The sequence below is a fragment of the Kitasatospora sp. NPDC036755 genome, assembly GCF_040636595.1.
Taxonomy (GTDB): domain Bacteria; phylum Actinomycetota; class Actinomycetes; order Streptomycetales; family Streptomycetaceae; genus Kitasatospora.
On sequence record NZ_JBEZUT010000247.1, the window covers coordinates 1 to 13,328 of the forward strand.

At 74.1% G+C, this 13,328-nt stretch carries 12 protein-coding genes; 11 read left to right on the top strand and 1 reads right to left on the bottom strand.

All coding sequences use genetic code 11. From position 1 onward, the window contains the following. The first annotated feature begins 132 nt into the window (after positions 1-132). From AB0E96_RS29465 to AB0E96_RS29490, 6 genes are all read left to right on the top strand, one after another. Positions 133-1,185, top strand: coding sequence for a prenyltransferase/squalene oxidase repeat-containing protein (locus AB0E96_RS29465; RefSeq protein WP_359828773.1), 1,053 nt, complete (start codon positions 133-135; stop codon positions 1,183-1,185). Further along, positions 1,185-1,457 (top strand): ester cyclase, encoded by a 273-nt coding sequence (locus AB0E96_RS29470; RefSeq protein ID WP_359828754.1) that lies wholly within the window; start codon positions 1,185-1,187, stop codon positions 1,455-1,457. The genes AB0E96_RS29465 and AB0E96_RS29470 overlap by 1 nt, the downstream gene beginning before the upstream one ends. Positions 1,458-1,717: 260 nt before the next feature. Beyond that, positions 1,718-2,107: a hypothetical protein gene (locus AB0E96_RS29475; RefSeq protein WP_359828756.1), complete on the top strand. Its 390-nt coding sequence runs from the start codon at positions 1,718-1,720 to the stop codon at positions 2,105-2,107. A 79-nt stretch (positions 2,108-2,186) separates the two neighbouring features. Continuing rightward, positions 2,187-2,375, top strand: coding sequence for a hypothetical protein (locus tag AB0E96_RS29480; RefSeq protein ID WP_359828758.1), 189 nt, complete (start codon positions 2,187-2,189; stop codon positions 2,373-2,375). Beyond that, entirely contained in the window at positions 2,376-3,254 is an 879-nt protein-coding gene (locus AB0E96_RS29485; protein WP_359828759.1) for a cupin-like domain-containing protein, read from the top strand. Between the two features lie 6 nt (positions 3,255-3,260). Further along, positions 3,261-6,710, top strand: a complete 3,450-nt coding sequence (locus tag AB0E96_RS29490; protein WP_359828761.1) for a lantibiotic dehydratase — start codon at positions 3,261-3,263, stop codon at positions 6,708-6,710. On the opposite strand, the gene AB0E96_RS29495 is transcribed toward AB0E96_RS29490, so the two are convergent. Next, positions 6,605-7,228, bottom strand: a complete 624-nt coding sequence (locus tag AB0E96_RS29495; RefSeq protein ID WP_359828763.1) for a class I SAM-dependent methyltransferase — start codon at positions 7,226-7,228, stop codon at positions 6,605-6,607. The two genes, AB0E96_RS29490 and AB0E96_RS29495, sit on opposite strands and share 106 nt — an antisense overlap. Positions 7,229-7,613: 385 nt before the next feature. Here AB0E96_RS29495 and AB0E96_RS29500 point away from each other — a divergent pair, with 385 nt between their 5' ends. From AB0E96_RS29500 to AB0E96_RS29520, 5 genes are all read left to right on the top strand, one after another. Further along, complete coding sequence (locus tag AB0E96_RS29500; protein WP_359828764.1) at positions 7,614-9,347, top strand: peptidoglycan-binding protein; 1,734 nt, start codon at positions 7,614-7,616, stop codon at positions 9,345-9,347. 19 nt (positions 9,348-9,366) lie between these two features. After that, positions 9,367-9,789 (top strand): hypothetical protein, encoded by a 423-nt coding sequence (locus AB0E96_RS29505; protein ID WP_359828766.1) that lies wholly within the window; start codon positions 9,367-9,369, stop codon positions 9,787-9,789. A gap of 249 nt (positions 9,790-10,038) precedes the next feature. Then, the gene (locus tag AB0E96_RS29510; RefSeq protein WP_359828767.1) at positions 10,039-11,886 is read left to right on the top strand and encodes a phage tail sheath C-terminal domain-containing protein; all 1,848 of its coding nucleotides are present in this window, start codon (positions 10,039-10,041) and stop codon (positions 11,884-11,886) included. A gap of 7 nt (positions 11,887-11,893) precedes the next feature. After that, positions 11,894-12,418 (top strand): phage tail protein, encoded by a 525-nt coding sequence (locus AB0E96_RS29515; protein ID WP_359828769.1) that lies wholly within the window; start codon positions 11,894-11,896, stop codon positions 12,416-12,418. A gap of 38 nt (positions 12,419-12,456) precedes the next feature. Beyond that, a complete protein-coding gene (locus AB0E96_RS29520) occupies positions 12,457-13,161 on the top strand; it encodes a hypothetical protein (RefSeq protein WP_359828771.1) in 705 nt (234 codons plus the stop codon). Positions 13,162-13,328: the final 167 nt, after the last annotated feature.

A 13,328-nucleotide genomic window follows, 5' to 3' on the forward strand; every position in this document is an offset into this window, starting at 1 on the left:
CGCAGGACGTCGGCGAGCCAGACCAGGTGGTAGCCCAGGGCCCGGTCCTCGTCGGTCGCCGGCGCCCTCGCGGCGGCGGCCGGCTACCTGCGGCGGGAACAGGATCCGGCCGGTCGCTGGGGCGACTTCCTGCTGCTCGGCCAGCAGAGCACCGCCTGGGTCACCGGCTACGTCGGCTGGAATCTGGCGACCGTCGGCACGGCGGCCGACGCCCCGACCGCGGCGAACGCCCCAGCCCCCGCGAATCCGGTGAACTCCCTTGTGAAGGCGTCCGATTGGCTCGTCGCCAACCGCGTTCCGGGAGCCGGGTGGGGCTACAACGGCCAGTGGCCGGTGGACGTCGACTCCACGGCGAACGCCCTGCTGTTCCTGACCCGGGTCGGCGCGCCGGAACCGCAGCGGTGGCGGCCGGCGCTGGACTGGCTGCTGTCGACGCAGCGGCCCGACGGCGGGTTCACCACCATCGTGGACCCGGAGCCCTGGCTCGTCCGGTTCCACTCCGATGCCGGCGACCTGCGCGGTTGGACCTCCTCGCACCCGTGCGTGACCGCCGTGGTGGCGCTGCTGCTGGCCGGTCTGGACGGCGCCCGGGAGCGGAGCGCGGCGCTGCGAGCCGCGCGCCGACTCCTGGAGCAACAGCGCCCGGAGGGCAACTGGGAGGCCTACTGGTGGACAGGCGGGCTCTACACCACGTGCCGTGCGGTACAGGCGATCGGAGAGCTGAGCCGCCGTACCGACCTGCCCGGGGCGGCGACGGCCCGGGCGGGAGCCGCCGGGTGGCTGCTGCGCGCCCAGCGCCCGGACGGGGGCTGGGCGCACGCGCCGGACCGCGCGTGCGCCGCCTTCGCCACCGCGCTGGCCGTCCAGACGCTGGGCGAACTGCTCACGGCATCACTCCGAGCCGACCGCCCGGCCCTCCGGGCGGCCCTGGCCCGCGGCATCCGGTGGCTGGTGGAACACCAGCGACCGGACGGGAGCTGGCCCGTCGAGCCGATCCTCCGGGTGCCCCGGCCACAACTGACCGAGCCCTGGGAACAGACGTCGTGGACGGAATCGATCGCGGGCCTCGACATCGTCGCCGAGGACTGGCGGCGGCTGTTCACCACGGCGACGGCGCTCCGCGCCCTGCACGTCGCATCGCCGACCGGCGGTGCGGTGCCCGCAACCCCGACAGGAGACCTGTGATGGCAACAGAAGAACGGCAGAGCGTGCCCCGGCGGTACCGCGCCACGGGCGCGGACGAGACCCGCCAGCTGATCGCCAGGATCCGCGCCGCGTTCCCTGACGCCACGTTCACGCTGCAGCAGCGCGTGGTGGACGACAAGGGCGCGGTCGCGTTCGTGTGGTCGGTGCGCGGCACCCAGAGCGGCGAGGTGGACGGCTACCCCGCGACCGACGCGCCGGCCACGCTGACGATCGTCACCAGCGCGCTCATCGAGTCGGCCGGTTCGCGCTAGGACTCCGGCCGTGAGGAAGCCGCGGTGGCCTCGCCGGAGCCACCGCGGTGTCCTCGCGCTTTCCCAGCGGTTGTGGGACCGGGCCCGCCGCAGCATCCTGGAGGAGCGGCCCGCCCGGACGGCGGTCCGGGCGCGGGACACACGTCCGTCCCGTACCCGATTCCGCCCCTCCCGCCCCGTCGAAGCCGTGCGCGGCGCGGGCCGTCCCGCCGGACGGGGACGCCCGGTGAACGCACTCGAACGTCCGGAACGAGAATTCGATGACCGAGAACGAAACCGCCACGGCTGCGGGTGACTTCGCCTTCTCCGAGGGACCGGTGTGGTCGGTGCAGTTCGCCCGGACCAAGCCCGGCCTGACCAACGCCTACCTCGCCAATCTGAGGGCGCAGTGGAAGCCCCTGATGGAGGAGGCCAAGCGGCAGAAGCTGATCCGCGACTACCGCATCGTGGTCTCCCCGCCGACCGGCCGTGACGACTGGAACGTCATGATCGTGACCGAGGTCGAGAACATGGCCGCCCTGGACGGCTACAGCGAGCGGATGGCCGACCTCTCGGCCCGGCTCGACGGGCCCGACCGGCCGTCGCACGGCTGCGCGCAGTTCCGCGAGCTGCTCGGGATGAGGCTGGCCCGGGAGGTCTTCCTGAAATGACGCACCGCAGTCGACCCGAGACCCCGCTGACCCGAGGCCTTCCCGGCAGCGGGTTCCTCGCTTTCGAAGGATGGGAACCATGGAGCGCACCACCGAGCCGGAGGACGGCAAGAAGACCCTCGACCTGAAGCGGTCCACCGTGGCCGACCTCGACGACCCGCTGCTCACCACCCAGGGCTGGAGCCTGTGGACCTGCGACGAGACGGCGTCGGCCCCCGGGTCGCCCGAATCCCGACGGGGACGCACCACGCGGCGCAGGCCCGAGTAGATGCCGGGGAGCCTCCCGGGAGGGTGGGGCACGGCCCTCCGAGCCGTCCCACGCGTCAGCCGCGACGACTTCCGCGCGCCGCTGCGCAAGGGCGAGCCCCGGGTCGTCCTGGACAACGTCCGGGACTGGCCGGCCCTGCACCGCTGGGACCCGGACTACCTGCGGTCCGTCGCCGGGGAACGGGAGGTGACGGTCCGGGAGACGAACGGGCCACCGCGGAACATCTTCCAGAACCTCGCGGCCGGCGGGCGGACCTCCTTCGGCCGGTACCTCGACTGGGTGCTGGACACCGCCGACGGGCTGGAGCGGATCGCCCTGTCCTGCAGCGGCGCCGGTGAGATCACCCGGGCGGTGTGCGCCGACGGGTTCCGCTGCTCGTACTACCTCGACGCGAAGCTTCGGCAGCTGTCCGAGGACCTGCTCGACGACGCGCCGCCACCCGGCTGGTACCGACGCGGTCCGATCGACACCAACCTCTGGTGCGGCGTCCTCGGGACCTCCTCCGGGCTGCACTGCGACGTGACGCCGAACTGCAACGTCCAGGTCGTCGGACGCAAGCACTTCGTCCTCTATCCACCCTCGCAGGCCCGGCGCGTCTACCGCATCCCGCAGATCACGCACTGCCGCTTCGACCCCAACCTCCCCGACTACGAACGGTTCCCGCGGGCCCGCCGTGCCGCCGGCTGGCAGTGCACCCTGGACGCGGGCGAGTCGCTCTACATCCCGGTGGGCTGGTACCACCAGGTGACGGTGGTCTCGGCCTGGGCGCTGAACGTCAACTTCTTCTGGCCGCGCCCGCTCACCCAGGGGCTGTCGGCCCCGCCACTGTGGCCGTTCCTGCTCCGGCGCGGGTGGGCCCGGCTGCTCGACCGGAGCTGACCGGCCGTGGGCTCCGACGCGACCGGCCCCGCCCGACCCGTGCGCGGTGAGCTCGCACCGGGCGAACCGGCCTGGGCGGCCGCGGAGTTCTTCGTGCTCCGCACCCCGCTGCTGCCCCTGGAGACGCTGTTGGGCCTCGGTGAGGGACTGACCGCCGCGCGGTGCGGCGGGCACCCGGACCTGGTCGGCGCCGCCGTCCGGCGCGACCGGCTGCGGGTGCGCGCACGACTGCGGGCGCTGTACGGCCGTGCCGACGTCCGGGAGGCGCTGTCCGTCGCCTCCTCCTCGCTCACAGCGGGCCTGGACGCCTGGGAGCACTTCCCCGACAGCCGGCGCGGCCGGAACGCCGAACACAGCCTGCTGCGCTACCTCGCCCGGATGTCCGCCAGGCCGACCCCGTTCGGGCTCCTCGCCGGCTGCTCGGTCGGCTCCGTCGACCCCGCGGCGGACGGCCCGACCGTCCTCGAACTCGGACCGTCCGCCTCCTACCGGCGCCGCACCGGCCTGGACTTCGGCTACCTCGGCGCGCTGACCGCCGACCTGCGGCGGCGGCCGGAGGTGCGACGGCACGTGGTCCACCGGCCCAACTCCAGCCTGTACCGGGCCGCCGGGCGGCTCCGGTACATCGAGGTGCTGCGAACGGACGCGGGCCCGGCCCATCGGCTGGTCGACGTCGAGCCCGCGCCGTGGCTCCTCGCCGCCGTCGACCGGGCGGGCCCCGGCGCCCGCCCGGACGAACTCGTCGCCGCCGTGCTCGCCGCCGAACCGGACGCGGAGCCCGGGGAAGCCCGCCGGGCCGTCGAGGGGCTGATCGAGCACCAGATCCTCGTTCCCGAGCTCGTACCGCCGGTGAGCGGGCCCGAGCCGCTGGCGGACCTGCTCGCCCAGATCCGGCCGTTCGCCCGACGGGCCGGGCTCGGCCCCGTCACGGCCGCGCTGGACGCCGCCCGGCGGCAGCTCGCCATGGCGGACCGCCGGCCGCCCGGCGAGGCGTCCGGCCACTACGCCCGCGCGGCGGCGCTGCTCACCTGCCCGCCGGTCGCGGCGGAACCGGCGGACCCGGCGGACCCGGCCGAACCGGCCGGGCTGTTCCGGATCGACCTGGTGAAACCCGCCGCGCGGGCCGTGCTGGGGCGTGCGGTGGCCGCCGAGGTACTCCGGGGAGCCCGGCTCGTCCACCGCTTGGGCGGCACCCGCCCGGACCCGCAGCTCGCGCGGTTCACCGCGGCCTACCGGACCCGCTACGGCGCCCGCGAGGTACCGCTGTGCGAGGCGCTGGACCCGGAGTCCGGCCTCGGGTTCCCCGTCCGGGCCGCCCCACCGACCGCCGCCGAACCACTGCTCGCCGGCCTCGACCTCGCCGGCCAGGACGCCCCCGGCCGGCCCGTCGACGGCGAGCAGCGCTGGGACGGGCGCCACCGGCTGCTGCTGACCTGGCTGGGCGAGGCGCTGCGCACCGGCGCGAAGGAACTCTCCCTCGGCCCGGAACGGCTCGACGCGCTCACAGCCGCCGACGAGGGCCCCGTCGACCGGCCGCCGCTGCCCGACTCCTTCGGCGTCGTGGCGAGCATCCTCGCCGAGAGCCCCCAGGCGGTGGCGCGGGGGCGCTACCGGGTGCACATATCCGCCCTGGGCGGACCCTCCGGGGCGTACCTGCTGGGCCGGTTCTGCCATGACGGAGACGACCTCACCCGGTGCGTCCGGGCCCATCTCCGCGCCGAGGAGGCGCACAGACCGGACACGGTGTTCGCGGAGATCGCCCACCTGCCCGGCGAGCGGATCGGCAACGTCCTCCGGCGGCCGCTGCTGCGCGGCCACGAGATCCCCTGCCTCGGCCGTTCCGGCGCGCCACCCGACCGGCAGATCCCGCTGACCGACCTGACCCTCACCCTCGACGGCGACCGCCTGGCGCTGCGCTCCACCCGGCTGGGGGCCGAGGTCGTCCCCCGACTGACGTCCGCCCACCACTTCGCCGCCCCCGCGAACCTCGGCCTCTACCGCTTCCTGTGCGCGCTGCAGGCCCCGCAGCAGGCACGCGGGCTGGACGCCGTCCTCGGGCCGCTGGCCGCCGCACCGTACCTGCCGCGGGTCGTCTCCGGGCGCCTGGTGCTCGCCCGGGCGCACTGGAACCTGACCGAGAGGCAGCTGGAGCGCTTCGCGGCGCCGTCCCCGGGTGAACGGTTCGTCGCGGTACAGGGGCTGCGCCGGGAGCTGGGTCTGCCGCGGTGGGTCGCCGTGGCGGAGGGCGACCGGCTGCTGCCCGTCGACCTCGAGAACACCGTCTTCCTCGACATGGCGGCCCGGCTGCTGGACGGCCGCTCCACGGCCACCCTGGCGGAGCTGTTCCTCGGCGACGAGGACGTGCTCGCCCGCGGCCCCGAGGGGCGGTTCACCCATGAGGTGGTGGTCCCCTTCGTCCGGACCGACGCGCACCCGCCCGCGCAGCCGCGGGCGCACCCGCCCGCGCGCCGGGCCGACCCGGGGCCACCGCGCGCCGCCGGAGCGCGACCGTGCGTGCGGAACTTCCCGCCCGGTTCCGAGTGGCTCTACGCCAAGCTCTACACCGGCTCGGCCGGCGCCGACGAAGCCCTGCGCCGGGTCGTCCGGCCACTCGTCCGCCGCGCCATCGCCCAGGGCGCGGCCGACAGCTGGTTCTACGTCCGCTACTCCGACCCGGACTGGCACCTCCGGGTGCGGCTGCACGGCGATCGGCGGCGCCTGGCCGCCGACGTCCTGCCCGCCCTGTACGACGCGGCGCGGCCGCTGCTCGCGGACGGCGTCGTCCGGCGCATCCAACTCGACACCTACGAACGGGAGATCGAGCGCTACGGCGGCCCGCTCGGCATCCGGCTCTCGGAACTGCTGTTCCGGCAGGACAGTGAGGCCGCGCTCCGCACCGTCGAGTCCCTCGGCCCGGAGGGCGGCACCGAGCGCGGCGCGGACGGCGGCGCGGACGGCGGCACGGAAGGTGGTGCGGACTCCCGCTGGCGGGCCGCGCTGGTCGGCATCGACCGGCTGCTGACCGATCTCGGGCTGCCGCGGGCCGAGAAGCGCGCCCTGGTGAGCGCCGCCCGCGACCGCTTCCGCGCCGAGTTCCGGGTGGATCAGTCCGTCCGACGCGGGATCGGCGACCGATTCCGCCACGAACGCGTGACCCTGGAAAGACTGTTGGCGACCCCGGGCGCGCCGGACGACACGTCCGCCGCCATCCGGTCCCTCGCGGCGGAGCTGCGCGAGGGAGTTCGGGCCGGGCGGATCGGCACCCCGATCGCCGCCCTGGCGGGCAACTACGTCCACCTGCACGCCAACCGAGTACTGCGCTCCCACGCCCGGGCCCAGGAACTGCTGATCTACGACTTCCTGTCCCGCTTGTACGCGGCACCGGAAGCCGGAGCCGGAGCCCCGTCGGCCCTGCCGTCGCGGCGCAGCACCATCCCCTCGGAGCCGATCCGGTAGACCGGGGCGAACCCCGCCTCCGTCAGCACCCGGGCGAGCCTCGGATGCTGGTACAGGACGTGGACCTCCCTCGGGGACCGCTCCATGGAGGCGGTCAGCCGTCCGACGACGGCCCGCAGCGTCTCCTCGGGGAACGGGTCGAAGAGGAAGACGGTGTCGACCCGGTCCGGCACCTCGAACCCGGCCGCGTCCGCACAGTGCACCTCGGTCCGACAGCCGCCGGCTCCGGCCCGGCGTCCGCGCAGGTTCGCCCGGGCCACGGCGCAGAGCTCCGGGGACAGCTCCACCCCGACCGCCTCCCGGAAGCCGTGCCGCGCGGCGAGCAGCAGCGCCCGGCCCTTGCCGGCGCCGAGGTCGAGCAGCACCCGCCGGCCGTCCGCCGGCAGCACCCGCACCAGCTCGGCGAACAGCCGGGGGCTCGCCCCCTCGTGCCGGGCCGCCACGTCGATGCCGGTCTCGGTGCCGTGGCGCAGGTCGAAGAGCAGCTCATCGGCGCCCAGCCGGACTGCCCGGCCCACCCCGAGCCGACGGCACACGGCGGGGAACGACCGGGCGACGATCCCCAGCCGGCCGATGAATGGGTGGAGGATGACCGATCAACCCCTCGGGCGAGGACAGTGTGCGGGCGCACCTCCAGGCTAACCGGGCCGGGACCGCCCCGCGCGTGAGGAGCGACCCGTGGCCTGGGGGCAGGGGGCCAGGGGGCCGGCGGTTGCTGGTGGCATAGGACACCGACACGGGAACCGGAATAGCCGCTGCTGCGGTCAATGTGCTTGAAAAACAAGGGAGTTGACCTTTCGTCAGCTGTACGCTGGAGTGGACATGACGCTCTGGCCGATGTCGTGCGCCCCGGGTGGGGCCGGTCGGCTGTGGTTGCCATCGGCGCAAAGGGGGAGCTTCCTGATGGCATACGCGAAGGGTTATGACGTCTCCGACTTCCAGTCGGGCGTTCCGGGGGACGCGGATTTCGTCTTCATCAAGGCCACCGAGGGCGGCCACACCGATCAGTCGGGTTACACCGACAAGCTCGCGGACGCCCGGCGGCGGGGGCTGGTGGTCGGGCACTACCACTTCCTGCACGCGGAGAATCCGGTCGACGGCGAGGTGGAGCACTTCTGCCGGGTCGTGGGACGGGTGCCCGCGGGCGAGCTGCTGGTGCTGGACTTCGAGCCGTACGGGCAGTCGGTCGGCGACGGGGACGCGACCGCGGCGAAGAACCAGTGGCTGGCGGCGGTCAAGCAGCGCTACCCGGACCACCTGGTCGGGCTCTACACCAACCGGGACTACTGGTTCCGGACCGACGACAACGCGGGCGACTTCCTGTGGATCGCGGACTACGTGTCCGCGGGGTCGCCGCGCATCCAGGCCTCCTGGCGCTTCCACCAGTACAGCGACAACCCGATCGACGCGGACGTGTTCAACGGCTCGCCGGACGAGCTGAGGGCGTGGGCCGGCGGCGGCCAGGCCCCGGCGCCCGACCCGGCGCCGCCGGCGGCGGACCCGGTGCCGCCGGTGGCCGACTGGCCGGGGCTGCAGCTGGTGGACCGCGCCCAGTGGGGGGCGCGAAACTGGCGCGAGCCCAACGGTTCGATCCCGTACGCCGGCCCGCGCGCCGGGGTGAAGGTGCACTACCTCGGCACGGCGTACAACTTCGACACCCACGACACCTGCCCGGCCTACGTACGGCGCCTCCAGGCCTCGCACATGGACGACGACCGCTGGTCGGACATCGGCTACAGCTTCGTGGTCTGCGAGCACGGCCACGTGTTCGAGGGCCGCGGACTGAACCGGCGCAACAGCGCCAACGGCGACGTCCCGCTCAACGAGGCGCACTACGCGGTCTGCGGGCTGATCGGCTCCTCCGGGTCGACCGAGCCGACCCCGGAACTGCTCAACGGCCTGCGGGACGCGATCGAGTACTGCGTCCGACAGGGCCCGGCGGGCCCGGAGATCAAGGGGCACCGGGACGGCTACTCGACCGACTGCCCCGGCCCGGCGCTGTACGCCTGGGTGACGTCGGGTGCGCCGCGCCCGTCCGGACCGACCACCCCGCCGGCCCCGGAACCCGCGCCGCAGCCGGACCCGACCCCGGCCCGGTACCAGAACGCGGTCGGCGGCCTGTCGTACGGCTACGGCGCCCACGGTCCGCAGGTCACCCTCGCCGGCGAGGCGCTGGTGGCGGCGGGCTTCGGCTCGCACTACAGCGAGGGCCCCGGCCCGAACTGGACGGACGCCGACACCCTCAACTACGCGGACTACCAGCGCAGTCTGGGCTTCTCCGGCGGGGACGCGGACGGCGTGCCCGGCGAGGCGTCGCTGCGCCGGCTGCTCGGCGGGGCGGTGCCGCTGGCCGAGGTGTCGAAGTCGAGGGTCGTCGAGGCGGCCCGCCGGGACCCGGACGCCGCGCAGGGCGCCACCACGTACCCGGACGACGTGTTCACGGTGGAACTGGCCCTCGTCGCCGAGGGACTGCTCGACCGGCAGTGGGCCGACGGCTCCTTCGGCACCAACACCGTCGACGCCTACTCCGCCCTGCAGGGCAGGTACGGGTACAGCGGGCAGCAGGCGGACGGCATACCCGGCATCGACTCGCTGACCCGGCTCGGCCGGGAGCACGGCTTCACGGTCGTCGGCTGACACCGGCCGAGGGAGGACCATGTACCAACTCGCCCTGTCCCTGTGGCGCACGTGCGTGCCCTACATCGTCGCCTTCCTCGTGGTGCAGGCCGCCCGGCTCGGCATCCACCTGGACGACGCCTCCGTCACCTCCGCCCTGGTGACCGGGTTCGGCACGGTCTACTACGCGGCGTTCCGCTTCCTGGAGCACCGGTACGGCGCCTCCTGGGGCTGGTTCCTGGGGGCCGCCCGGCCGCCGTCCTACCAGCCGCCGACCCCGGCACCGACCTCGGTTCCGAACCCGACCCCGGCACCGGCACCGGTTCCGGCCGCACCGCCGGCCGCGCCCGCACCCGGCCAGCCCGCCCCGGCACCCGCACCCGCACCCGCGTCGACGGACCCGGCACCGAAGGACCCCGCGCCGCACCGCCCGGACTACCGGAACCTGCCCGAAGGCGGCTGACCGAGCACGCTCCGACGCACACCGAACACCACACGCCGAGCAGCGGTCGGGGGCCGCCGGACCGTGGAATTCCGCGGCCCCCGCACCACCCAAAATCATACAATTACCTTTCTCAGTCCAGCTCTTGACGAATAGTCACTCGAATCTGAGACTGAGCCTGCCACCCATGCATCAGGTCCTCGCGGCCTGCCCGCGATCCGAATCCCATTCCCCGGGTCCCTTGATGCACGAAGTGAACGGAGGGGGAATTTGCCGACGACACCCACCTACCCGGGCGTCTACATCGAAGAACTTCCCAGTGGCGTCCGAACCATCACCGCGGTGAGCACCTCGGTGACCGCCTTCGTCGGGGCCACCCGGCGCGGCCCGCTGGACCAGCCCGTCACCCTCACGAGTTTCGCGGACTTCGAGCGCCGTTTCGGCGGTCTCGCGAGCCAGAGCGCGGTCGGTTACGCCGTCCAGCAGTTCTTCCTCAACGGAGGCTCGATCGCGGTCGTGGTCCGGGTCGCGGCGGCCGGCACCGGCGCCGCGGCGGGCGTCACGCTCGCCTCGACGCAGACCTCCACCGCCGCCCCGGCCCTGAAGGTCGAGGCCGTCGAGCCGGGGCTCTGGGGCGCGTCGCTGCGGGTCGCCGTGGACTACGGGACGCCGACCCCGGCCGAGACCTTCAACCTCCGGGTCTTCGACACCTCGGGCGCCGTCCGGGAGTCCTTCACGGACCTGTCCGTGCGGGACGCGAGCCCCCGGTTCGCCGAGACGGTGGTGAACGGCGGTTCGGCGGTCGTCCGGGTGAAGGTCCTGGCGGAGAGCCGGCCGGACCCGGCCGGCACCGTCTCCAAGCCCTTCGCGGCCACCCTGCCGGACCTCACCCACGAGATCCAGGTCAAGATCGGTGACGTCTCGCGGACGCTGAGGATCCACGACCCGGCCGCGGACGGCGCCGCGCCGACCACCGTCGCCGAACTCGCCCTGCTGCTGGAGCGCAAGCTGCGCGCCCTGCCCGACGCCCCGGGCCGGCGGGCCTTCGCGGGCACCCGGGTGAGCGTGTTCGGCCGGCAGCTCCAGGTCGTCGCGGGCTCCACCGACCCGGCCGACGTGGTGCGCTTCCTCGGCGAGGCCGCCAACAACCTCGGCCTGGAGGGCTCCGTCAACCCGCCCGTCCAGGCGCTCGCCGACGGCCAGGACGGCGGCACCCCTGGCCTGACCGACCTGATCGGCAGCGAGGCCGGCAAGACCGGCATCCAGGCCCTGCGCGACGTGCAGGACGTCAACCTGCTGGTGCTGCCGGAGCTGGCCGGCTACGCCAGCGTCGACGACGCCGTCACGGTCGTCTCGGCCGCCCAGGCGCTCTGCGCGGAGAAGCGGATGTTCCTGATCGTCGACCCGCCGCAGGCGTGGACGACCCTGGACGCCGCCCGGGCGGGCCTGTCCGCCTTCGACTCGGTGCGCAGCGACCACGCGGCGCTGTACTTCCCGCACCTGGAGCTGGTCGACCCGCTCACCGGCCGGCTGCGCAGCTTCCCGCCGTCCGGCACCGTCGCCGGCGTGATGGCGCGCACCGACGGCCAGCGGGGCGTCTGGAAGGCGCCGGCGGGCACCGAGGCCGGCCTGCCCGGGGTCCGGGCGCTGACCGTCCCGCTGACGGACCGGGAGAACGGCCTGCTGAACCCGCTCGCGGTGAACTGCCTGCGGACGTTCCCGGTGGTCGGCCCGGTGGTGTGGGGCGCCCGGACGATGGCCGGCGCCGACGCGCTGAGCTCGCAGTGGAAGTACGTCCCGGTGCGGCGGCTCGCGCTGATGCTGGAGGAGAGCCTCTACCGCGGCACCAAGTGGGTCGTGTTCGAGCCCAACGACGAGCGGCTCTGGGCGCAGATCCGGCTGAACGTGGGCGCGTTCCTGCACTCGCTGTTCCAGCAGGGCGCGTTCCAGGGGACGTCCGCGCGTTCGGCCTATTTCGTCAAGTGCGACAAGGACACCACCACGCAGGACGACGTCAATCGCGGTGTGGTGAACGTCGTGGTCGGATTCGCGCCGCTGAAACCCGCGGAATTCGTGATCGTCAAGATCGAGCAGCTCGCCGGACAGTTCGAGGTTTAGGATCTCCATGGTCGAGTTCACCGTCAATCCGCACCGGTTCGATCCGTACAAGAACTTCAAGTTCCTGGTGGTCTGGGACGGCCGGGTCGTCGCCGGAATCAGCAAGGTCAGCCCGCTCAAACGCACCACCGAAGTGGTCAAGCACCGCAGCGGGGGCGATCCGAGCGCGCCGCGGAAGTCGCCGGGCCGCACCGACTTCGAGGCGGTCACTCTGGAGCGCGGCGTCACCCACGACCCGGAGTTCGACCGCTGGGCCAACAAGGTCTGGATGGTCGGCGCGGGCCGCGGGGCGGAGGTCTCGCTCCGGGACTTCCGCAAGGACCTGGTGATCCAGGTGCTCAACGAGGCGGGGCAGGTGGCCGTCGCCCACAAGCTGTACCGCGCGTGGCCGAGCGAGTACCAGGTGCTCGGCGAACTGGACGCCAACGCCAACGCGGTGGCGATCCAGAGCCTCAAACTGGAGGTGGAGGGCTGGGAGCGGGACGAGGAGACGCCCGAGCCCGAAGAGCCGTCGTTCCAGCAGCCGGCCTGAGCGGCCGACCGATGGAACCCGCCGGGGCGGAGGCCCTGTTGGCCACCTGGGAGGCCGGTCTCGCGGCCGACCGCACCGGGCGGGCCCTGCTGCTGCACACCGTCGCCCGGCCGGGCGTCGGGGCGGAGGAGCTGCTGGGCGTGCCGCTCGGCGAGCAGGCCGCCGAACTCTTCGGCCTGCGCGCCGAGTTGTTCGGCCAGCGGCTCGACGTACGGCTCGGCTGCCCGGACTGCGCGGAGGAGATGGAGTTCGCCTTCGACGCCGGGCAGCTGGTCGGCACGGCGCGGCCGGCCACCGGCCCGCTGCGGGTGGAGCTGGACGGCTGGCGGGTCGGCTTCCGACTGCCCACCCCCGGGGACCTCGCCGCCGCCGAACGGGCCCCCGCGGGCCGGGCCAGGGACGTCCTGCTGGAGCGGTGCGTCCTGGACGCCGAGCACCACGGGGAGCCGGTGGCCGCCCGGCAGCTCCCCGAACCCGTCCAGCGGCGGCTGGCCGAGGCCGCGGCCGCCGCCGACCCGTGCGCGGACGTCCGGCTGAACCTCCGCTGCCCCGAGTGCGACCGGCCCGCCCTCGCCGAGCTGGACATCGCCTCCTACCTCTGGGAGGAGCTCGACGACTGGGCGCGCGCGACCCTGCTCGACGTCCACCTCCTGGCCTCCGCCTACGGCTGGAGCGAGACGGAGATCCTGGCGCTCAGCCCGCTGCGGCGCCGCTACTACCTGGAGCTGTGTGCAGATGCCTGACCACTTCGACCGCCTGGTGGCGAAGGGCGATCCGGACCCGGCCCCGGCCGGGGTACGGGTGCGCCCGCGCCTGCCCGGGCCGTTCGAACGGATCGACGCGCTCGGGCCGGGCCGGCCGGCCGTCGACGAGGAGTCGGCCACGCCGGGGCCGACGGGCGGGCCACCCG

Bases quoted from the DNA above. Each gene is read 5' to 3' on its own strand.
- AB0E96_RS29500 (WP_359828764.1), top strand. From the start codon at position 7,614: ATGGCATACGCGAAGGGTTATGACGTCTCCGACTTCCAGTCGGGCGTT.
- AB0E96_RS29475 (WP_359828756.1), top strand. From the start codon at position 1,718: ATGACCGAGAACGAAACCGCCACGGCTGCGGGTGACTTCGCCTTCTCC.
- AB0E96_RS29480 (WP_359828758.1), top strand. From the start codon at position 2,187: ATGGAGCGCACCACCGAGCCGGAGGACGGCAAGAAGACCCTCGACCTG.
- AB0E96_RS29515 (WP_359828769.1), top strand. From the start codon at position 11,894: ATGGTCGAGTTCACCGTCAATCCGCACCGGTTCGATCCGTACAAGAAC.
- AB0E96_RS29505 (WP_359828766.1), top strand. From the start codon at position 9,367: ATGTACCAACTCGCCCTGTCCCTGTGGCGCACGTGCGTGCCCTACATC.
- AB0E96_RS29470 (WP_359828754.1), top strand. From the start codon at position 1,185: ATGGCAACAGAAGAACGGCAGAGCGTGCCCCGGCGGTACCGCGCCACG.
- AB0E96_RS29485 (WP_359828759.1), top strand. From the start codon at position 2,376: ATGCCGGGGAGCCTCCCGGGAGGGTGGGGCACGGCCCTCCGAGCCGTC.